Annotated in this window: 21 protein-coding genes; 19 read left to right on the top strand and 2 right to left on the bottom strand. The window is 70.1% G+C overall.

Annotated elements, in window-relative coordinates; genetic code table 11:
* The first annotated feature begins 7 nt into the window (after positions 1-7).
* The 4 genes from ACGFZF_RS14580 to ACGFZF_RS14565 all read left to right on the top strand — a co-directional run bounded on the left by ACGFZF_RS14580 (position 8) and on the right by ACGFZF_RS14565 (position 3,549).
* Entirely contained in the window at positions 8-805 is a 798-nt protein-coding gene (locus ACGFZF_RS14580) for a hypothetical protein (protein WP_392582246.1), read from the top strand.
* Positions 806-832: 27 nt separating this feature from the next.
* The gene (locus ACGFZF_RS14575) at positions 833-1,627 is read left to right on the top strand and encodes a PIG-L deacetylase family protein (RefSeq protein ID WP_392582247.1); all 795 of its coding nucleotides are present in this window, start codon (positions 833-835) and stop codon (positions 1,625-1,627) included.
* A 230-nt stretch (positions 1,628-1,857) separates the two neighbouring features.
* Positions 1,858-2,310, top strand: a complete 453-nt coding sequence (locus ACGFZF_RS14570; RefSeq protein ID WP_392582248.1) for a GFA family protein — start codon at positions 1,858-1,860, stop codon at positions 2,308-2,310.
* A 183-nt stretch (positions 2,311-2,493) separates the two neighbouring features.
* A complete protein-coding gene (locus ACGFZF_RS14565) occupies positions 2,494-3,549 on the top strand; it encodes an NUDIX domain-containing protein (RefSeq protein ID WP_392582249.1) in 1,056 nt (351 codons plus the stop codon).
* Positions 3,550-3,697: 148 nt separating this feature from the next.
* On the opposite strand, the gene ACGFZF_RS14560 is transcribed toward ACGFZF_RS14565, so the two are convergent.
* Entirely contained in the window at positions 3,698-5,020 is a 1,323-nt protein-coding gene (locus ACGFZF_RS14560) for an XRE family transcriptional regulator (RefSeq protein ID WP_392582250.1), read from the bottom strand.
* Positions 5,021-5,221: 201 nt separating this feature from the next.
* Between ACGFZF_RS14560 and ACGFZF_RS14555 the strand changes: the two genes are divergently transcribed.
* The 10 genes from ACGFZF_RS14555 (at position 5,222) to ACGFZF_RS14510 (ending at position 15,224) form a co-directional block, all read left to right on the top strand.
* A complete protein-coding gene (locus ACGFZF_RS14555; RefSeq protein ID WP_392582251.1) occupies positions 5,222-6,481 on the top strand; it encodes a radical SAM/SPASM domain-containing protein in 1,260 nt (419 codons plus the stop codon).
* A gap of 13 nt (positions 6,482-6,494) precedes the next feature.
* A complete protein-coding gene (locus tag ACGFZF_RS14550) occupies positions 6,495-7,448 on the top strand; it encodes a hypothetical protein (protein WP_392582252.1) in 954 nt (317 codons plus the stop codon).
* 36 nt (positions 7,449-7,484) lie between these two features.
* Complete coding sequence (locus ACGFZF_RS14545) at positions 7,485-8,246, top strand: creatininase family protein (protein ID WP_392582253.1); 762 nt, start codon at positions 7,485-7,487, stop codon at positions 8,244-8,246.
* A 56-nt stretch (positions 8,247-8,302) separates the two neighbouring features.
* The gene (locus ACGFZF_RS14540; RefSeq protein ID WP_392582254.1) at positions 8,303-9,496 is read left to right on the top strand and encodes an arylsulfotransferase family protein; all 1,194 of its coding nucleotides are present in this window, start codon (positions 8,303-8,305) and stop codon (positions 9,494-9,496) included.
* Positions 9,493-10,452: a glycosyltransferase family 2 protein gene (locus tag ACGFZF_RS14535; RefSeq protein WP_392582255.1), complete on the top strand. Its 960-nt coding sequence runs from the start codon at positions 9,493-9,495 to the stop codon at positions 10,450-10,452. Before ACGFZF_RS14540 ends, ACGFZF_RS14535 begins: the two co-directional genes overlap by 4 nt.
* Entirely contained in the window at positions 10,439-11,143 is a 705-nt protein-coding gene (locus ACGFZF_RS14530) for a class I SAM-dependent methyltransferase (RefSeq protein WP_392582256.1), read from the top strand. Before ACGFZF_RS14535 ends, ACGFZF_RS14530 begins: the two co-directional genes overlap by 14 nt.
* A 42-nt stretch (positions 11,144-11,185) precedes the next feature.
* Positions 11,186-11,764 (top strand): AAA family ATPase, encoded by a 579-nt coding sequence (locus ACGFZF_RS14525; RefSeq protein ID WP_392582257.1) that lies wholly within the window; start codon positions 11,186-11,188, stop codon positions 11,762-11,764.
* A 786-nt stretch (positions 11,765-12,550) separates the two neighbouring features.
* Positions 12,551-12,955, top strand: a complete 405-nt coding sequence (locus ACGFZF_RS14520) for a hypothetical protein (protein ID WP_392582258.1) — start codon at positions 12,551-12,553, stop codon at positions 12,953-12,955.
* 134 nt (positions 12,956-13,089) lie between these two features.
* Positions 13,090-14,319 (top strand): MAB_1171c family putative transporter, encoded by a 1,230-nt coding sequence (locus tag ACGFZF_RS14515; RefSeq protein ID WP_392582259.1) that lies wholly within the window; start codon positions 13,090-13,092, stop codon positions 14,317-14,319.
* Between the two features lie 275 nt (positions 14,320-14,594).
* Positions 14,595-15,224 carry an HAD-IA family hydrolase gene (locus ACGFZF_RS14510; protein WP_392582260.1) on the top strand — a complete coding sequence of 210 codons (630 nt, stop codon included), beginning with the start codon at positions 14,595-14,597 and terminating at the stop codon, positions 15,222-15,224.
* A 151-nt stretch (positions 15,225-15,375) separates the two neighbouring features.
* Here the strand turns inward: ACGFZF_RS14510 and ACGFZF_RS14505 are convergent, their stop codons facing one another.
* Positions 15,376-16,248 (bottom strand): helix-turn-helix domain-containing protein, encoded by an 873-nt coding sequence (locus ACGFZF_RS14505; RefSeq protein ID WP_392582261.1) that lies wholly within the window; start codon positions 16,246-16,248, stop codon positions 15,376-15,378.
* A gap of 578 nt (positions 16,249-16,826) precedes the next feature.
* Here ACGFZF_RS14505 and ACGFZF_RS14500 point away from each other — a divergent pair.
* From ACGFZF_RS14500 to ACGFZF_RS14480, 5 genes are all read left to right on the top strand, one after another.
* Positions 16,827-17,975: a hypothetical protein gene (locus ACGFZF_RS14500; RefSeq protein ID WP_392582262.1), complete on the top strand. Its 1,149-nt coding sequence runs from the start codon at positions 16,827-16,829 to the stop codon at positions 17,973-17,975.
* Positions 17,972-18,724 (top strand): ATP-binding protein, encoded by a 753-nt coding sequence (locus ACGFZF_RS14495; RefSeq protein WP_392582263.1) that lies wholly within the window; start codon positions 17,972-17,974, stop codon positions 18,722-18,724. Before ACGFZF_RS14500 ends, ACGFZF_RS14495 begins: the two co-directional genes overlap by 4 nt.
* A gap of 118 nt (positions 18,725-18,842) precedes the next feature.
* Complete coding sequence (locus ACGFZF_RS14490; RefSeq protein ID WP_392582264.1) at positions 18,843-19,526, top strand: WhiB family transcriptional regulator; 684 nt, start codon at positions 18,843-18,845, stop codon at positions 19,524-19,526.
* Positions 19,523-20,692 (top strand): DUF2637 domain-containing protein, encoded by a 1,170-nt coding sequence (locus ACGFZF_RS14485; protein ID WP_393554027.1) that lies wholly within the window; start codon positions 19,523-19,525, stop codon positions 20,690-20,692. Before ACGFZF_RS14490 ends, ACGFZF_RS14485 begins: the two co-directional genes overlap by 4 nt.
* Entirely contained in the window at positions 20,689-20,868 is a 180-nt protein-coding gene (locus ACGFZF_RS14480) for a hypothetical protein (RefSeq protein ID WP_041662999.1), read from the top strand. The genes ACGFZF_RS14485 and ACGFZF_RS14480 overlap by 4 nt, the downstream gene beginning before the upstream one ends.
* Positions 20,869-20,988: the final 120 nt, after the last annotated feature.

Here is a 20,988-nt window from a genome sequence, read left to right as displayed (position 1 = left end):
TGAACGGATGAGGCGAGCGCACGCGACCGCCGCTCTTCAGTTCCAGGTGTCCGGCTCAGGGCCGGAGGTGTGGGGGTGGCAGGGCCGCACCCTGGGACGCCGGGCCGGGAACTGTTGGCTGCGGGTGGTCTGCGCCGCGCCGGACAAGGCCGGCGGACGGCTGTGGGAGGGCACGGCGGCTGCGGACACGCACGTGCCCAGGTCGGTACCGCGGCCGCGGCTTCGCGGCGTTCTCGATTGGACCGCGTCGGACGCCGCCTACCGGGCCGAGCTCACCGAGTACGTGCCTGTCCCAGCGGTCACCAGCGGCAGTCCTGCCCTCTCCCGGGACATCGCACTGCCCGACGCCTGGTGGTCGGATCTGAAGGCCGCGCTCGCCATGCTCGCGGCAGTGCCCACCGACCGGGAATCCGTGCGGCAGGGCTGGGTCGACCGGAACTTCCGCCGCTTCGTCGGCATCGACCCGGTGCGGATCTGTGAGACGACGACCGGGCACGCCGACCTGCACTGGGCGAACGTCACCGGCGTACCCCTGGTTCTGCTCGACTGGGAAAACTGGGGGCGCCTACCTGTCGGCTACGACATCGGCCTTCTGCACGCGTACACGCTCGCCGCGCCCGCGACCGCCGCCCGCATCCGGCAGGAGTTCGCCCACGTGCTGAGCACAGACGCCGGCCGGACCGGCGAACTGGTAGCGCTCGCCCAGCTCCTCCAGGCCTGTGCCCGAGGCGTCCACCCCACCCTCGCCCCACTCATCGCCCGCCGGGCCGAGCACCTCACCGGCACCCCCGTACCCGCTCCCTGACCACCCCGCCCCTGCCCGGAGGCCCCTGTGACGCAATCGAGCACACCCTCCCTCCTCGGAGTCTTCGCACACCCGGACGACGAATCCCTCCTCGCCGGCGGAGTCCTCGCCCAGCACGCCGCCGCCGGCGCTCGCACCGCGGTCGTCACCGCCACCTGGACGGCCAGCAGCCATCGCGCCCCCGAACTCGCGGCCGCCTTGGACGCCTTGGGCGCCGGCACGCCGCGGCTGCTCGGCTACGCCGATGCGCGCAACCCCGACTCGGCACCCGGTGGTGCCGTACGCCTCGTCGATGCGCCCCTCGACGAGGCTGTCGGCCGCCTCGTCGCACACATCAGGCACTTCCAGCCCGATCTCGTCGTCGGACACGATGCCTTGGGTCAGCTGACCGGGCACCCGGACCACCGGCGCACCCACCAGATCACGCTCCTCGCCGTCGAAGCCGCGGGCCTGCCGCACCTGTATCCGGAGGCCGGCGAGCCGTGGCAGCCCGCCGCCTTCTACGCGGCCACCCATCCTCAGTCCGGGATCGCCGACCTCGGTCCGCTGCTCAGCGGGGTCGGGAAGACCCTGCTGTCCATGCCCGACGAGTACGTGAGCGCCACCGTGGACGTGACGGCCTGGCTCGACCGCAAATGGGCGGCCATCAGCTCACACCTCAGCCAGCTCCAAGGCGAACGTCCGCTTCCCGCCCTGTTGTCCCGTGCCGACACCGGGCGACGAGACCGCATCCTCGCCACCGAGTACTTCATCCGTCTCGGCCTCCCGCGCGGCGGCCAGGGCGCCTCAGCACTCACGGCCAGTCCACCGGGCCCACGGTGAACCCGCTTCACGTCACGACCCAACCAGTGGCATCGGCCCGGGCCGATGAAAGACGGACAAAGAGTCCCATGCCCAGCTCAACGCACCATTCCGGCCAGACAGACCCTCCCGCCACCCCGAGCAGCCCGCCGCCGGGGAACACGAACCCGGCCGTCGATGCATCCGGCACAGCCGTCGCGCTCAGGACCGGACACTGCCCAACTTGCCCAGAATGCCAGGGAGATCACCTCATGAACGCCACCCCAGCCGCCGACACCCAGGGAGCCGATACATCTGGGGAGCGCACCGGCGGCTGTCTCTGCGGTCGCATCCGCTTCACCACTCGGGGTCCAGCAGTTTTTGCCCACACCTGTACCTGTCCCCACTGTCAAAAGCTCGGCGGCACACCCGTGATGTGGTGGGTGGGCTTCGAGACGGTCACCTGGACAGGTGAGGGCGGCGAGCCGACCTGGTACGAGACCTTCGCAGGCGAGGCGAAACGCGGCTTCTGCCCGACCTGCGGCAGCCGCATCGCGGCGATCGACAGCGACATCCCGGAGATCGGCATCAACGTCACCGCTCTCGACGACACCAGCGGCCCAGACCTCGTGCCGATCCACGCGTCCTTCCGCGACGAGGCAGTGCCGTGGATGACCATCGTCCTCGCTCCCGAACCGCCCGCTCCGCAGCCCGCCTCGCCATGACGTCTTCACCCCGCCGACGGCACGCCTTCGCAGCCGGTGGACCCAGCCACTCGTCCACAACAACGACGCCGACCTCACCTCGCAGGACGGCGAGGCGGCAACTGCCCCCGCAGCAGCCCGAGCCCACGACCTGATCGGAATGAGATGACGACGACCTCACCTGACGAACCACCCAGCGTGGCGATGAACGAAGAGGCATACGGAGCGCTGCGCGCCTCGCACGCCCTGTGGGCCGGCACCTCTGTGCTGATCACCGACCGGCGAGGACGGGTCCTGCTTCAAAGCGTGACCTACCGGCCCACCCGTCTGCTAACCGGGGGCGCCGTCGACAAGGGCGAGTCCCCCGCTCAGGGCGCCACCCGCGAAATGGAAGAAGAGCTCGGCGTCCTGGCGCCCGTCACCTGCGGGCTGGCCGTCGACTGGGTCTCCCCCACCGGCCGCACCACGCCGCCCGCCATGCGGTTCCCCGGCGAGCTCTTGCACGTCTTCGACGGCGGCGTCTGGGACGAGGACCAGATCGCGGCGATCCGGCCCCGCCCGGGCGAGATCGACGGCATCGACTTCGTCGAGCCCGCTGAACTGCCCGCTCTGATGTCTCCCGGCGACGCCCGACGGGCCCTGTCCGCGCTCCGCGCCCGCATCAACGGCGGCGGCCCCGCATTCCTGGAGGACGGGCTCCCCATCGCCCCGACCGTCCTTGACCGGGTCGGCGTTCTGCGTACCGCCCGAGCCCGCCACCACTTCCCCTTCCACCACACCCGCCGCGTCCCCGACGGCCTCCCGGTCCGCCAGTCCTGGGCCTGGGCCTTCGCCCCGGACGGGCGCGTCCTCGTGCTCCTCGAACCGGACACCGGCGCAGCGTGCCTGCCCGGCGGCACTCCCGAACCCGAGGACCGCGCAGACCCCGAGGCCACGTTGATCCGGGAAGCGCGTGAGGAGGCCGCCGCGGAGCTGGCCAGCATCCGGTATCTCGGGCACCTGTCCGACCCCGATGAACCCTGCGCGCGCGTGCGCTACGCCGCCGCCCTCACGAGCCTCGGCTCCACCACCGCTGACCCTGCGACCGGTCGCACCTACGTCCGAATCCTGGCCACTCCGGAGCAGGCCGTGGAGTTCTTCGACTGGGGGCCACCCGCGGCCGAGCAGCTCCAAGCGGCCCACCATGCCCGCGCCCTCCTCGGCATCCCCCGGGCCGGTCGCCAGCCCGTCACCGAACTCAACAGCCCCACCTCCTGGTAGCCCAGGACTGCCCGAAGCGAACCAGCCGAATCGAGGAACCCCACGCCCGACGACGCGGCGTTCACGTCAGTGTGGCCGGCGCCCGGCAGGCGCCCCTTTCAGTGGGAGGGCGGGGCAGCCGGGCCGGCCGAACGCCTGGTGGGGGGGGTCAGGCCGCGGCGAGGGCGAGGAAGTCGGAGACGCCAGGAGCGGCGCAGTAGGGCTGGAAGTCCGGCACGAGGTCCTGGACGAGCCGTTCGCAGCGTGGAGCGCCGATGCGGCGGGAGAGGGTGAGTGCTTCTTCGGCTGCGTGGGCGGCGAGTTCGGGTTCCTTGAGCTGGAGGTGACTGGCTGCTTGGTAGGCGAGGAAGACGCCGCGGGTTTTGGCGCGGGAGTCGGGCAGGAGGGCTTGGCCCTCGGTGATGAGTTGGTGGGCGCGGCGGGCATCTCCGAGGTCGAGGAGGGCCTGGCCGGAGTCGACCGCGAGGTCGGCTTCCGACATCCACGAGCACCAGGCCGGCAGCGGCCGGCCGGACGAGGCCCCGAAGTGGTGCTCGGCCGCTTCGAGGGCCCGCAGGGCAGGCTGCTTGTCCTGCTGCGCAGCGAGCGTGCGGGCGAGGCGGAGGTGGAGAAGGGATCGGGCCGCGGGGTGCTGGGCGCGCTTGAGGGCCTGCCGGAGGATTCCGGCGGCGGTGGTGTGGTCCTGACGCCAGGCGGCCTGGTAGGCAAGATCGCCGAGCATCGCCGCCCCGAGGTCGGGGTCGCCCGTGGCGTGGGCGCTGTGGAGACCGGCGACCCAGAGCTTCCCGGCGGCGGTGTGGCGGCCGTGGTCGAAGCGGTGCCATGCCGCCGTCTGCGCGAGGGAAGCGGCCAGGGTGTGGAGGCGCAGTCCGCTGGCCTTGTCGTAGCGGCCGCCCTCGATGAGGTCGGTGACGGTCTTGAGGTGGGCGTCCAGCAGGGCGGAGACGTGCTGGCGCTGCTCGGTGGCCAGGCTGTTGAGCTGTCGGCTGATGCCCTCCAGGACCGTGACCGTGTCCTCGCCGACCAGCTTGCCGTCCCCTTGCGGCGCTGCGAGCGCGCTCCCCGGTCCGGTGGCCCAGGCCGTGGCGAGCGCGGTGAGGGCGGTCCCGGAGATGGTGAGGAAGGTGCGTCGTTCCAGACGTTCCATGGCGGTGTTGAGGGCCTCTCGCAGTGCGATGACGGTGCTGGTCGGTCCGAGAGGCACGACGCCCCCGTCCCCGGCGGGCAGCCAGTGCGGCCAGGCAGCCGGGTCGACCAAGCCGAGCGGGAGTTCCAGGGCCTCCGCAATGTAGATCTGCGTCTCGGCCTCCGGGGTGACCCCGAGGACTTCCCATTTGCGGATCCGGTGCTTGTCGGTGCCCGAGCGCAGGCCGCGCCGCTCGGCCGCAACACAGATGAGTTTCGCGAGATCGACCCGGGTCAGGCCCCTGGACGCGCGCTGGTGGGCCAGCGGGTGAGTGCACTCGGTCACGTAGTCAGTCAAGCACCGTCCGTGGCCGCCTGGGAGGTGTTCGGCCAGGGGGACCCCCGACGGGACCCCCGCCAGGCCATCGCGCCTGAGGCACAGGTGCTCGAAGCTCGATCTTCCGAGCGGCCACGCCCGGCCGGCTCAGGCCCGTGCCGCGGACCGGCGCCCGTCTCGTTCCCGCATGCTCCGAAGGGAGACATCGTCATGCCACGTTCCCCGGCCCCTCGTCCGGCGCCCCTGGTGATGGCCGAAGTTGGCTGCCGCGCCGGGCAGAGCCCGGAGCCGATGCTGCAGACCTGTCCGTACCTCTCCAGCGTCCGGCCCGGCGCCGACGCGCGCGTGGTGTACCTGACGGACACCTCCGGGCCCGAGGCCCCCACCGGGCCGCCTCCTCCGCCGGCGGCAGTGTTCGGGATCGTGGGACTGGACCGGACGATCGTGTGGCAGGACGACGTCGAGGTTCTCGACCTTCTGCGCTACGCCGCCTCCCACCCCCGCGCGACCGGCGAGCTCGCGGCCCGCTTCGGGGCCGACCGGGTCTTGGCGGCGACCGGCTGGGGATGGCTGCAGGATCCCGCCCTCCTGTGCCGGGAGTACCGCGTGATCTCCGGCGAGATCGAGGTGACCGCGCACTGCAACTGGGGCTGCGCCTCCTGCCCGGTCGCCACCGACCCCAAGCCGCGCCGCACGATGCCGATGCCCCTCTTCGAGGAGATCACCGACAAGCTCATCGCGGTCGGCGCCCAGTACGTGACCTTCCAGTTCTTCAACGAGCCCACCCTCGACCGGCACTTCGTCCAGCGGCTGGAGGTCCTGGCCGCCCGCGGGATGCCGCTGGCCCTGTACTCGAACGCCTCCGCGCTGACCGCGGACAAGATCGCCGCGCTCCAGCGAACCGGGGTGCTCAAGCACCTGATCGTCAACATCCCCTCCACCGAGGAGACCGAGTTCAACGTCCTCACCGGATCCCGGCACTTCCGGCACACGATCGGCAACACAGAGGCGGCCCTGACGGCCGGCCTGCCGGTACAGGTCGTCGTCAACGGGGTCGGCGCGCGCCTGGAGCGAAACCTTGCAGGCGTGGAGCGGCACTTCACGCCCCTGGGCGCCGAGGTGTATCCGAGCCTGACCTGCGACCGGGCCGGTGAGCTGGGCGGCGAGTACGCCCAGGACGTCCACGTTCAGGGACAGCTGACCGGCTGCGGCTGGCCGCTCCAGCACGTCAACATCTCGGTGGCCGGCGACCTGTTCCTGTGCTGCAACGACTACTACCAGCGCGAGACCTTCGCCCACGTCCGGGACGGCTCGATCGACGAGCTGATGTCCGGCGAGCGGGCTGTCGCGCTGCGCCGGAAGGTCTTCGGCGTCGACCAGGCCCCGGACGACTTCCTGTGCCGCCGCTGCCACAACCAGTTGCCCGACTTCCCCGGCCGGGACTTCCGCCCGATCGCGACCTTCGGATAGGAGGCGAACCCTCATGAGTGCGCCCGTACGGATCTGGTACGTGGCCGGACAGCGACTGTGCAACCTGTCCTGCGACCGCTGCGTGTCCATCGGCGAATGGGCCATGAGCAACCGCTACGACTGGAAGAACCCCGAGGACCGCGACGTCTACGAGAAGGTCGTGAACTGGATCGGGACCCGCCCCTACCCGGTGAAGGTCCGCCTCGGCACCCTCGGCGAGCCGTTCGCGAGCACCTTCTTCCTGGAGAAGGCGGCCTGGCTGACCCGGCAGAGCGGCGTCGACTACGTCGAGCTGCTCTCGAACGCGATCCTGCTGCCGAGACGGCTGCCCAAGCTCGAAGCGGACGCGAACCTCGGCAAGCTGTCGCTCTGGCTGACCTGGCACGACGGCCAGGTCGACCTGGAGCGGTTCATCCAGGCCGCCGTCTTCGCCCAGGAGCGCTACGGCTGCTTCGTGGTCGTCAACACCCTGCTGTTCGAGACCAACGCCGACGCCGTGGCCCGCGCCCGGGACGCCGCCCTCGCCGCCGGCCTGCGCTTCAACGTCGACCACGGCTACGACCCGACCGCCGACTCCACCCCCCAGGACCCGTCCGCCGCCGTGCCGGTCCTCCAGAGCGCCGACGCCCTGGACACCCTGGCCGCTCTCGGCGGGAACCGGGCCCTGGCCGAGGCCGCCCTGGCCGGGCTGACCTCCTGCCGGGGCATGCTCTGCCGCGCCGGCCACGACTCGGCGTTCATCGACATCCACGGCCAGGCCTACCGCTGCTCTAACTACTCCTCCCAGGAGCAGCCCCCGCTGGGTAGCGTCCTGGACCCCGGCTTCGACCTCCCGCTGCGCCCCGAACCGTGGGCGCCGTGCGCGGCCCGAGGCGGGTGCGGCAACAAGGAGGACTTCCTCAACCTGCAGATCGCCGGCCCCCTGCGTCCCACCACGGTCCCCAGCCTCGGTTGGACCGACGCCTGACATAGCCCGCTCCCGCTCCCGGAAGGGAGAGCTCTCGTGCTCATCGGCGACATGACCTGGCCCGACTTGAACCCGGGCCCCGACACCCACGCCATCATCCCCGTCGGCGGCCTGGAACCGCACGGCCCGCACCTCCCGCTCGGCTCCGACACCATGATCAGCGACCACTTCGCCCGCCGCCTCGCCGCCGCGGTCGACGGGCACGTGGCCCCGACCCTCGGCTACGGCGTGGCCACGCCCGGCCAGCGCCTCGGCGGCACCTTCCCCGGCGTGATCAACATCACCGGCGCCACCTTCACCGCCGTGGTCACCGACATCCTCACCGCCCTGGCCCGCCACGGCTACCGGCGCCTGATCCTGCTCAACTCGGCCATCGACAACATCGCCTTCCTGTGCGAGGCCGCCCGCCGCCTGACCGAACACGTCCCCGGCGCACGGGTGATGATCGTGAACTGGTGGGACGTCGTGGGCGAGGACTTCCGCAACGCCCTCGCCAAGGAGACCGGGACCGCCCGCGCGGACGACCACCACGCCGGGATGGTCGAGTCCAGCCTCGTCATGCACATCAGCCCACACGCCGTCCGCCCCGACCGGCTGCCCGCCGACGGCGGCACTGAGCAGCCCCGCCGGATCAGCTACCACCTGTACCCGCAGCCGGCCGACACCACCACGAGCACCGGCATCGTCTACACCGCCGCCCACGCTGGCCCGGATCTCGGCGAGCGCATCGCCGACCGAGTCGCCGAGCAGCTCGCCGACGCCGTCCGCCGCGAGTTCGCCGCGCCCCTGCCGTCCTGACCCAGCCGCCGCCCCGAGCCCCGTCCCGGGGGCCGCTCCGAAGGAGACCCACACCCATGTCCCTCGGCAACGACCTGTTCGTGTTCTCGCCCTCCGCCTCCTACCCCCGCCCGTTCGCGGCCGTCATCGACGACCGCGCCCAGATCGTCCACGCCTGGTCCAGCCCGATCGGCCAGCCCGACATCGAGACCAGCCCGCCGTCCTACCTCCGCGGCTGGAACCACGTCGAAGTCGGCCCGGACGGATCCCTGTTCGCGGTCGTGCCGCTGCACGCTCTGCTCAAGCTCGCCCCGGACTCCACCCTCACCTGGCGCGCCGACCTCCCCGCCCACCACGACCTCGCCCTCGGCCCCCACGGCGAGATCTACGTCCTGACCGAAGAGCCCCGCCCCTTGCCCTGCACCGGCGGCTCGCTCGTCCTGCTCGACAACTCCATCACCGTCTTGGGGCCCGACGGCCAGCTGCGCGACGCGCACTCCGTGTACGAGAGCCTGACCACCGACCCGGCCCTGGCCGCGCTGATCAACGGCGCGATCGACCGGCACCGCGAGGCCGGCCGGACCGCGGACGCAGCCGTCCTCGCCCCGCGGCTTGAAGGCGCGAACGGCTGGCGGCGCGGCCGCGACATCTCCCGCCTGCTGCGCTCCCGGCCCGGCTCGCCCAGCGACATCCTGCACACCAACTCCCTCGAGATCCTCCCCGCCCACCCGGCCGGCCTGTGGGCGGCCGGCGACGTCCTGGTCTCGATGCGCAACCTCGACCTCATCGCCGTCCTCGACCTGCGCGCCCGCTCCGTGCGCTGGTGGTGGGGGCCCGGTGAGCTGTCCGGGCAGCACCAGCCCTCTGCCCAGCCCGACGGCACCATCCTGGTCTTCGACAACGGCCGCCGCGCCGGCCGCTCCCGGGTCCTGGAGATCGAACCCGTCGCCCGGTCCGTCGTCTGGCAGTACGAGCCCGGTCTGTTCTGCGAGATGGCCGGGGGCTGCGAGCGCCTGGCCGACGGCACCATCCTCATCAGCGACGCCCAGGCCGGCCGCGCTCTGATCGTCGACCGCGACGGCCGCGAACGATGGCAGGTCCAGGTCTCCACGAGCACGGCGGACGCGCGCTCCCGCGCGGAGTTCTACCGGCTCTCCGCCATCCCCGGTGCCGCTGCCGACCACCTGGGCACGGGGGACCAGCCCGCTAGAGCCCTCACCGAATCCCGCGTCCGCTGCCAGCTCGGCCAGTCCGTACGGAGCACCCTGTGATCAGCGTGATCATCCCGACCCGCGACCGCCCCGGGCCGCTCCACCGCGCCCTGCGCAGCGTCGCCCGCCAGACCTACCGCCGCTTCGAGGTCATCGTCGTCCGCGACGGCGGCCACACCGTAGAGCAGGTCATCGACCGCTGGCAGCACGAGATGCCCGTCCGCCTCCTCGAATCCGACACCCCGTTCGGCGTCTCCCACGCCCGCAACCGCGCCATCGCCGCTGCGCAGGGCGACCACATCGCCCTCCTCGACGACGATGACGTCTTGCTGCCGCACCACCTTCAGGCCGCAGCCGACGCGCTGCGTACCCGCCGGGCCGACACCGTCTACGGCCAGGCCCTCGTCAGCCCCACCTGGATCGAGGACCTCCCGCGCGACCGCGCCCACCTGCCGTGCAAGGACTACCCGTTCGACCCGGGCTTCCTCTCCGTCGCCAACACCATCCACACCGGTGCCGTCGTCACCCGCAACCCCGCCGGCAGCCCCGTCCGGTTCGACGAGACGCTGCACCACTGCGAGGACTGGGACTTCCTCCTCGCCCTCCGCGCGGCTGGCCACCGCTTCGCCCGCCTGGACACCATCACCAGCGTCTACCACCAAGTCCCTGTGCCCGGCGCCGTCCACACCGCCTACCAGTCCACCCCCACCCCGTTCACACGGGCGCGCACCCTCCTATACGGCCGGTGGCCGGTGGCCACCGGCCGCGCTGAGGCGTACCGGGACTGGTTCCGCCGCTTCGACCAGCGCCTCGACACCCTCATCGCCCACGGCCTGGACGTCCCGCCCCACGTGTACGAACACGCGGTCCGCCAACTCCACGCCGCCTTCACCGACCGCCGCTCCCCGGACCGCGACCTCCTCAACCTGCTTCTCCCCCTTACCCCGGCCGCGCCCGCCCGGCCGAACGGCGGGGCCCTCGGGCTCCGACCGGCGGTGACGCATGCAGCCCGGTGACGCGCCCTACGACGGCTTCGCCGAGAGCTTCGCCCGCGAAGCCGCCGTCAGCGCCTACAACGCCCGCTACGACCGCCCCACCGTCCTGGGCCTCATCGGGGACGTGAACGGCCTCGACATCCTGGACGCCGGCTGCGGCCCCGGCCTCTACCTGTCCGAGCTCGCCGCGCGCGGGGCCCGGCCTTTCGGTATCGATCAGAGCGCCGACATGGTCCGCCTCACCGGTGAGCGCCTCGGCTCCCTCGCGCAGGTCCGCCGGCACGACCTGGCCGATCCCCTCAGCTGGGCGGACAATGAGAGCTTCGACATCGTCCTGCTCGCCCTGGTCCTGCACTACCTCCCCGACCGGGTCAGCACGCTGCGGGAACTCGCCCGTATCCTGCGGCCCGGCGGGCAGATCGTCGTCTCGACCAGTCACCCCACGGCGGACTGGCTCGCCCGCGGCGGCAGCTACTTCGACAGCGGCTTCATCGAGGAGCGTTGGTCGAACGGGATGATCCACCGCTACTGGCACCAGCCCCTCCAGGCCTGGCTCGACGAGTTCACCGCCGCTGGCCTCGCCCTCGACCGTCTCGTCGAACACCAGCCAGCTCCCTCGATGGCCCGCCTTCACCCGGCCGACCACGAGAAACTGACCCGCCAGCCTGGCTTCATGGCCGTCCGGCTCCGTAAGCAGCACCCTGGAACTTAGGCTCTAGGCCAGCCTCCTCCACCACCACCCGGGAGTCCACCCATGCCCATCCGACGCCCGATCCTGGCCGTGGTCAGCGGGCCTCCGGCGACAGGCAAGACCACCCTCGCCCGGGAACTTGCCCGGCACCTGGGCTGCCCCGCGATCCTGCGTGACGAGATCAAGCAGGGCATGGTCATGAACCATCCCGGTCACGACGCCGACGGCGATGATCCACTCAACATGCCGGCCCTGGAGGCGTTCTTCGCGACGATCACCGTCCTTCTACGGGCCGGCACAACAGTCGTTGCCGAAGCCGCCTTCCAGGACCGCCTCTGGCGCCCCGGGCTGGAGCCGCTCACGGCAATCGCGGACCTGCGGATCATCCGGTGCACCACCCCCGCCTCCACCATCGCCCGGCGCATCACCGACCGTGCCCGCAGCGACAGCCACCGGGCCGCCCACGGTGACAAAGCGCTGCTCGCCGACATGGAGGCCGGTGTCTACGACCCCGACCAGTTCGTCCCCATCAGCCTGGACGCCCCGAACCTGTTGGTGGACACCTCCGACGGTTACGCGCCGGGCATGGCGGAGATCCACAGATTTCTGCTGCGGCCGGTACGCGAAGGGGATGCAGGCTGAGGATCGTGCCGGGGCGGCCCTCGCTCCGGCACGCCGGGGGCCGACCAGTGCGGCCGGCCCGCCGCGCAGCATGAACCGAAGGGTGAGCACAACCGGACATCTTCGCGGAGGCCGGCCCGGACGGTGGTTCACCGGTCTCGCGGCAGATCCCCCCCCATTCCGCTGCAGCAGCGCCTCCAGGAGGCCACGGGCATGAGTAGGACGGAACTCGCCCAAGCGCTGCTGGACACCTCCGATGCATCAGCCCTCTGTAGTGGTGTCCGTCCATGCGAAGCACGAACAGCCTCAGGCAAGTCCAGGTGGAGGGGTCTCGTCTTGAACGAGTCAAAGATCTATTGTGGCGCACGCCACTGAAATTCGATCTTGGAATTCCAGATTGTGAGACCCTGGCGCTTTGGTGACTTTCACAACATGCCGCCCCCACAAGATCACGCCTACCAGCTTGTACGATTAGGGAAGACCGCGTACGTCGGCTGACCACCGTCTACCTCCCACAGGCTCCTGGCTACTAGCGCCTCGCGTAGAAGTAAGCGGGACGAGGCTGGCAGTAATCACCTCAGTGGCATCTATGGAGCAACCATGCGTTGGCGTAGGGACTTTTGGCGAAGCGCCCTCGTGAGGGAGTACAAAAGGCTTTCGGCTTGGCGCAGGGACCCCTCGCGACGCGCTCTCGTGCGGGAATGCGAGAGGCTACTCGCTGATCTCCCCATCCCCTCCCCATTCAGCGTTGAGGCGCTGGTTCGAAACATGGAGGAGGCGCGGGGGCGTCAGATTCGACTCGTACCCTTGGACGATCCGGATGGCGGCCTGGGTACGGCTTGCGGTCTTCGAGTCAAGGCACCGGGTTTCACTCTGATCCTTTACCGGCGCCGCTCAAGTCGCAATCAGACCGAGCACATCATCCTTCACGAGCTCTCACATGAATGGCTGGACCATGGCACGTCCCTGACGGATGAGCAGGTCGAGCAGTATGTCCCTGAGCGGATTCGCGAGGAAGTCCTCCGCCGTTTCCCGGGGTCGCTGGTCCAGGGGCGCGTGGATTTCAACAGCCCCCAGGAGAAACAAGCCGAGCTCTCGGCCTCTTTGATAAAGCGATTGGCGCGGAGGCAGTCGGTCACGGGTGATGACATGGTGAGCCTCCTGGAGCATTCGCTCGCCCACCCGGTCGCTCCACCACGACGTCGGTATTAGCCGCGAGCGAGCTCCCGACCCCGCCGACCTCCGGCATGTCACAAGACAACACCGTCCACCTGTCGGAAACCAAGGACGAGGAGAAGAGCCGACCTGATCGGCCCAGAGACTCGCCCTGCAGACCCCCTGGTTCCGTGTTCGACTCCTTCAAATACCTGACTGCGGCAGTGATGACCATCATCGCCGTGTGGCGATTCCCTGCGGTGCGATACGGAGACGCTCACCGGCGAGCCCTGTGGGGCGGCTACGCGGGATTCGCCGTGGCGCTGTGGCTCTATACGCCGGCGGCGATGGATGCGGTGGACCGTATTCCGGTCGTGGACCTGAGCGCGCTGCTCAGGCACTTTGCCAGCACTGCGGCGATCATCGCAGCCCTCACTTACGTCGCCACCAGCTACGGGAAGACCTCGCAGGTGGTGGTACCGCGGCACGTAGCCGTCTCCCGCTGGATCGCGCGGGCCTCCTACAGGGCGGGGGCAGTGGGCGTCACACTACTTACGGTGCTCTTCTTCACCGTCGTGGAGCGCGACAAGCCGAGCGACAGCTTCCTGATCGATCACGCCGGGCAATGGGGCGTCGCGGTCTACATGACCGTGTTCTACTTCTTCCCGCTCGTCACGACGGCTGTGTGCGGATATCAGTGGACGAGAGCAGCGCGGCAGGCCGAGTGCACCAGCATGCGGATCGGGCTGGGCTTGATGGGCGTGGCTATGTGGATGGGGCTGATCCACACAACTGCGCGCATCACGATCCTGTGGGCTGATGTCGCGTTCCCGCTGAGCCCTTCCACGATGCGGCTGCTCGTTGACGCTACGTCGATGTGGATGAACCTCCTCTTCCTGATTGTCGCCACGGGCGCGAGCATTCCGACAAGCCGGGCGGTAGTGGCACGGTGGAAAACGTGGCGCACCCTGTACAAGATCTATCCACTCTGGTTTGACCTGGTGCAGGCTTTCCCGGGGACAAGTCTTTACCCTCCTGGTCGCCGCCTATCAGAACTCAGGCACGTCCGGGTTCCCATCGATGTCCGCCTGGACCGGTGGACGCAGGATATTGCTGACGCCTGCGAGAAGCTGCGCTATTACGCACCGCGCGACTTGATGTTCGCCGCCGAGGACGCTACCGCCGCACATCCAGCCCCCGAGCCGGCAGCAGAGGCTTACTGGATCAAGGCTGCTCTGCAGGCTGCCGAGTCGGTTCCGGCGAATACACACGCGGGTGCTCCGCTGAGAGAAAAGCCTTTCGTTGACACCGACAGCGAGGCAGCGTGGCTCGCGCGAGTCAGCACGGCCTATTCGCACGTCACCGCGGAACAAGCACGGGATCTTCTCCAGCGGTCGGTCACTGCGGAACCAAATCCATAATCCACAGGCGCTTCTCTGGCTTCTCACTCTGCGTGGGCGACGCGCGACAGGGCAGGGCATCGTCGATTCGCGCCCCCGGCGGGTGAGATTCCGCACCCACGCCCCCGTTAACACGGCTGGTACCGTGGTTGATGCGGACAGGAAGGTCTTGCCTCCATCCCGCAAATGCACCCCGGCCTGCGACGCACTCTTACTCCCGTCGCCACACGTAGCCGGGCCGTGACCCTATCCGGTCCGGATGGGCGTCCGAAATCTCAGCAACCTGGAGTTCTCGCATGTCCAACCGCCGCACGGGCCTCATCCTCGATTTCGGAGGCGTTCTCACCACTCCGCTGCTACCCGCAGTGCTTGCGTTCGAGCGGCGCGAGGGCCTGCCGCAGGGCGCCTGCCTCACGGCGCTGTATAAGGACGACGAGGGTGTCCGGATCACCAGCGACCTTGAGCGCGGAACGGTCTCCCAGACGGAGTGGAACGACTTCGCTGGCAAGATGCTGGGCGTGCCGGCCGACGGCCTGATGGGCCGCATCTTCGACGACCTTCGTCCCGAGCCGCTGATCATCAACGCGGCTGCCGCGGCGAGGCGGGCCGGGATCAAGGTGGGCATCCTGTCCAACTCTGTGGGCTTGACGCCGTGGGACCTGTACGACGGCTACGAGCTTGAGCGGCTGTACGACGTCGTGGTGATCTCCGAGCAGCACCTGCTCCGCAAGCCTGACCCCGAGCTCTTCGAGATCACGCTCAAGCTCATGGATCTGCCGGCCGAGGAGTGCGTCTTCGTCGACGACACCCTCGCCTACACCCAGGCAGCAGAGAAGCTCGGCATCACGGGTGTCCACAACGAGGACCCCACCCAGACGGTGGCCACCCTTTCCGAGCTGCTCGGCGTGGACCTCGCCTCGTCCTAATCCGGGCCGCCTACGTATCACGGGCCTGCCATGCCCCCGAATGGCTAAGGGACTCCGGTGCCACCCCTGTAGGGGGTGGCACCGGAGTCCCTTCGCGTTGGCAGCGCAGCCCGGGACGAGACGCCGCGCGAGGCTCGGCGCCAGGGCGGGCTCATTCCCCGTCCGGAACCTCAGGCAGCTTGTGCTTCAGCTCTCCGACGAGTTCGTTGACCTTGGCCATCATCTCGGCGGACAGACCGAGGCCGTTGCCGCGGGCGGCCAGACCGAGAATCTGCCCGTGGTGAATCGAGCCGAGAAACTGCAGCGCCTCCATGAACCCACGGGCATCGGGGTTGAGCTCGGCGTCGTCCTGGAAGAGGCCGGCGTCGACCTGGAGGGCGTGGGCCAGTCCAGCACGCACGGCCTCGGAAGCCTCGGTTGCCGTGCCCGCACGAAGGGCGCCGATGTCGTCGGTCGTGACAGCCGTCCCGCCTGCGTGCTCGTTGACGAGACGCGCGATCTCCTCGTCGGAGGGCGCTTCCTGGCCGACGTAGCCGTGTTGCACGAGATAGTTGATCTTTTCCCCGACCGTGCGGGGCGCCGCCGGGATGTCGTGCGAGCCCTCCGGGCGAAGCCCGAAACTGACGTCCTGGGCCGCGCGCAGCTCCTCCTCGGTCACCCCATACGCCTCAGCGAGCGGCTTGACGTACGCCTCGTTGAGCCTGCGCCTGCCGCCTTCGGCGTTGCTCACCGGGACGCGGCTCGCCTTGATGACCTCGGCAGCCTGCGTGACGCTGAGGCCGGCGTCGCAGCGAAGCAGCTGGAGGTCGGCTGGACCGTCGTTAGGGAAGAGGACGTCGAGCGGCTGGCCGACAGCTGCCGCAAGCGCAGGGAGCTTCTCGCCCTTTGGGAATTCCTGGTTGTCCTCCCACCGCGAGACGGCCGGCGCCTTGACGCCCACCGCCGCGCCCACTTCCTTCTGGCTGAGCTCCTTGGCCCGCCGGGCAGCACGGAGGCGTCTGCCGTCGAACTGACGAGGGGGCAAAGTGAACTCCTGCAGGGTCGCGAACCGGCCGGTGGGGCGGCTTCTGGGCCTACTGTAATCCAGGCTTGATGCATCTGGGAAACTGACGTAAGTTTCCGTATCGCACCTGGTGGCCGGGCCACGCCCTTTCATGGTGCCAGCCCCGGGGAGGACCTTCCATGCATGTTGCGTTGTCGTCGCCACGTGCGCAACGCGCCGTCGACTCCGATACCCAGTCGTTGCCGACAGCACGGCCGCGGATCCTGCGCCTTCTCCGGCGCCAACCGCAGCCGGACGGGCCTCACAGGAACTTGTACGGGGTTGTAGAGCTATGTCTAGACCTTTCGGCAACGTCCTCGTATGTTCGTCGTCGCTCGCTGGGCAACCCGCCCGGCCCAGGGGGGAATGGAGGAGGGGACATGACGAATACGCGCAGCCATCGCGCCGGATAAACGGTAGAAACAGCGACGGCGTCTGAGAGAGGCAACTCTCAGACGCCGGACGCTCACGATGCTCCCGCCCAGGCAAGGGCGGAGATCACCTTCATCCGCACCGATCCTTCTCACGGGACCACCGGTGCGGCTTCACTGCACAGGAGAGTGTCGCATGTCTGCTGCCCAGCGCAAAAGGCCGAATCCTTCGGCCCGCGCGGCATCGGCCCCCCTTCGCAACCCCGCTCGCGGGGGTGCTGCCTGATGGCCCGTATCCGGACGATCAAGCCCGAGGCGTTCGAAAGCGAGGACCTGGCCGCGGTCAGCGTCACCGCGATGGTCACCTTCTTCGGCCTGCTCACCCAGGCCGACGACTCCGGCCGCTTCCGCGACCATCCCGCGATCATCGCGGGACGCCTCTGGGCGCTGCGCGCGGACCACACGCCGGCGAACGTGGCCATTGACCTGGAGCAGCTCGCCGAGGCCGGCCTGATCTGCCGCTACAACGGCTGTGACGGGAACGCCTACCTCCACGTGGTGACGTGGGAGAAGCACCAGAAGATCGACCGTCCCTCCGCCTCCCGGCGCCCGCGGTGCCTGGTCCACCAGGGCCACCAGAAGTGCGGTGCCTGCACGACAGGCTCGTGCCCGACGGCCGAGCGCACCCACACCGCGCTCCCCCGCCTTCCTGACGCCGCCCTGGCCGCCTCGACGCATCCTCGTCGAAGCCTCGATACACCGGATTCGGCCGCTTCCACGCCGACGTCCACCGTGTCGGAGGAGGTCGTGAGCGGTGGGCCGGTGCGGCTGAGCAGCGATGAGCTGCCTGCCCGAGCCGCGTCTGGGAAGTCCAGCGAATCCGCAGGTCACAAGCGGTTCGGCGACGATTCGGCGAAGGATCGCGAGGGTGCGGCGTCTGGATCTAGGATCTTGGATCCTGGATCTTTCCCTAAGGGGGGCGAGGCCCCCGCGCCGCGTACCGGTCCGGCGGGTGGCTCGGTGAAGGCTCTGGTGGCCGAGTACGTACGGGAGTCCGCGCACCGCCCTCCGAAGGATGTCGTGGGGCTCGTGGGTCGGCAGGTGAAGGGGCTGCTGGAGGAGGGCTTCGACCCGGAGGTGATCCGGAGTGCCCTGGGACAGCTGAGGCTGAAGGGTCTGCACGGGAGTGTGCTGCCGAGCCTGGTCAACGAGATGCTGAACGCTTCACCGTCTCCGGCCGCCGTCGGCGCCTCCGGCGCGGGGCCTTGGGCCACCTCCGGCTACGTGCCTTACCTCGATCCGACTGCCGAGCCGAGCGGATTCGGAGGCAGACTGTGACCCGCTACCAGCTCGATGACCCGCAGCCGCCCGTGCCTGAGCGCCTGCGAGCCCGCCTGGAGGCCAGGCTCGCCGAGCGCGGCATCAACCCCGCCGCCGCGCTGCCGGACACGCCGGAGCCGATCCCGGCCCTGGAGGCCGCGCAGCTGCGGATCCCGATCGACTACCGCGACGCCTTGGTGGAACACCCCGATGTCGCCGCCTGGGTGCGGAAGGTCTCCGAGAGCGCGGTCGCCCCGTCGGCCGGCGGGCTGAACCCGCAGTACGGCGCATCCGGACGACGGCGGATCATGCACGGGCCGTCGCTGCTGCTCTGGGGGAACCTCGGGACCGGCAAGACGCACCAGGCGTACGCCGCGATCCGGGCCCTGACCGCCTCCGGGTGCGGGGTGTCCTGGCACGCGACCACCGCCGCCGACCTGTTCGGCGACACTCGTCCGCAGGCCGGCGTGGACCTGGAGCACCAGCTCCGTCGGATCGTCCGGGTGCCGCTGCTGCTCCTGGACGACGTCGGCGCGGCGAAGACCTCGGCGTGGACCGAGGAGGTCCTCTTCCGGCTGGTGAACTGGCGCTGCCAGAACCAGCTGCCGACGATCTTCACCACGAACCTACCGCCGGTCCGCGACCTGGCCGACTCGCCCAGCCAGCCGGTCCTGCGCGACCTGGTAGGCGACCGCGTGCTGAGCCGCATGTCCGGCATGTGCACCCCGGTCCGCTTCACCGGCCCCGACCGCCGCTTCCAGCGCTGACACGCGCCTCCTCTTCTCGGCCCGCCGCCGCAGCCGGGCCAATCCCCCCGCCTCACCCCTGCCCCTCCGCCGCCACGCGGCGTCGAGGGAGTCCGAGGCGTACCCGAAAGACACCCTGATGCGCTACATCACCACCAACACCGGTCCGCAGCCGACCATCCGCTCGATCGCCGACCACAGCTGGCACTCCCGCGCCGCCTGCTACGGGATCAATCCCAAGGAAGCCGACCGGCTGTTCTTCCACGGCCCCCGCAACTTCCGCGACCGCCAGCAGGCCAAGCAGGTCTGCGCGACCTGCCCCGTGCAGCGGGACTGCCTCAACTTCTCGCTCGAGAACAAGGTCGAGCACGGCATGTGGGGCGGCCTGACCCTCAAGGAACGCGCCGCCTGGCGCAAGAAGCTGGACAACCGCCTCGACTACGCCCGGGTGCGCGCCGCGATCAACGGGCGGGATGTCCACCTCAGCAGCCTGGAGCGCAAGGCGGTCGTTCGGTATGCCTGCGCCCGGGGCTGGAGCACGCCCCGCCTGGCCCACGTCCTGGGCGTCACGGTCGAGTGGGCCCGCGACGTGATGAGCGAGGAAGCCCGCGCCATCGAGGACCGCGACCGGCACAACGTGCACGTTGACCCCGCCCCGGCCACCGACGCACAGGGAGACGAGTCGAGCGCGGCGGAACCGCCCCTGACCAGTGACCAGGACGCGGACAGCCCCGGCGACAGTCGTCCCAGCGACGAAGTGGTCCCGGTGGACCGGCACGTCCACGCCCCCGTCATCCTCGACACCTTCCGAAAGGCAGCATGACTCACCCTCACGACCCGGCCAGCCGCCCCGCGCAGAGGGCGGCTGAGCGGTACGTCCTGATCGCCGCAGGCGCCGTCATCCTGGCCCTGACGATCGCATCCTTCTGGCTGTCCTACGCTCACCTGGCCGAAGTCGCCGGCCAGCACGGACTGGGCAGCGCCCGTGCTCGGCAGTGGGCGTGGCCCGGGACGGTGGATGCCTTCATCGTGACCGGCGAGTTGCTCATGCTGCGGGCAGGGCTGAGACGGGTCACGGACTGGTGGGCCATCGGCCTCACGGTCACCGGGTCGGTGGGCTCCATCGCGCTGAATGTGGCCGGCGTCCGCGGTAGCAGCACTGGGGCGATCCCGGTGCTCGACTACATCGTCGCCGCCGTCCCGCCGACCGCTGCCCTACTGGCCTTCGGAGTCCTCATGCGGCAGATCCACCAACTCGTCGCCCCGCCGGACAGCGGCAATGGCGGGGCAGCCTCGGAGACCAGGAACGGGACCGGGGCAGGGACCGACACCGACACCGACTCCGGGACGGGGACCGACGCAGACGCCGACTCCGACTCCGGGACCGGGACCGGGACCGGGACCGACGCCGGGACCGACACCGAGACCGGGACCGGGACCGGGGACGACACCGATGCCGAGACCGGGACCGGGACCGGGACCGACGCCGAGACCGGGACCGGGGACGACACCGATGCCGAGACCGCGACGGGGACCGGGGACGGGACCGACACCGATGCCGGGACCGGGACCGGGACCGGGGACGGGACCGGGGACGGGACCGACACCGATGCCGGGACCGGGACCGGGACCGGGGACGGGACCGGGACCGGGGACGGGACCGGGACCGGGGACGACACCGAGGCCAAGACCGGGACCGACGCCGAGACCGCGACGGGGACCGGGGACGGGACCGGGACCGGGGGCAGCCAGGGGGCGTCGCCGGGACCAGGAGGGCGACGCCCCAAGCTGACCGACGACGAGATCGTCGACCTGATCCGGCCTCACGTCCCGGACGCCCTGGCGCGAGACGGCAACGAAGCGGTCACCCGCGTACAGCTCCGGGGAATCATGCGCGAACACGAGATCCCGATCCGAAACGAGCGGCTGACCCCAATTCTGGCCCGCCTGAGGACACCACAGCCCGCAGCTGCTAGGAGCAACCGATGAACACATGCCCGAAGTTCGCCCGTATCCGGGCCAAGTACGAGCAAGAGACCACCTACCTGCTCAACCACGCTGCTCGCTCGACCACCAGAGGCAGCGCGGGGCTGGCCAAGAGCAGCAAGCACCGCATGGCACGGGACCTGTCCGGGCACGTCGCCCGGTGCCTCGAATGCGGGTAGTCCCGCGCCGGCAGGACTGCGCGTGACCCCCACCGCTCCGGATTCTGTCCGGAGCGATCCCGCTTCCTCCCCGACTCTAGAACGCGGAGATCATGCCCGACTCGCAGGAACCACCCCTCC

The sequence above is a fragment of the Streptomyces sp. NPDC048338 genome, from assembly GCF_043201055.1.
In the GTDB taxonomy this organism is placed as follows: Bacteria; Actinomycetota; Actinomycetes; order Streptomycetales; family Streptomycetaceae; genus Streptomyces.
Note: the sequence above shows the minus strand (reverse complement) of the source record. Positions and strands in the feature narration are given on the sequence as shown.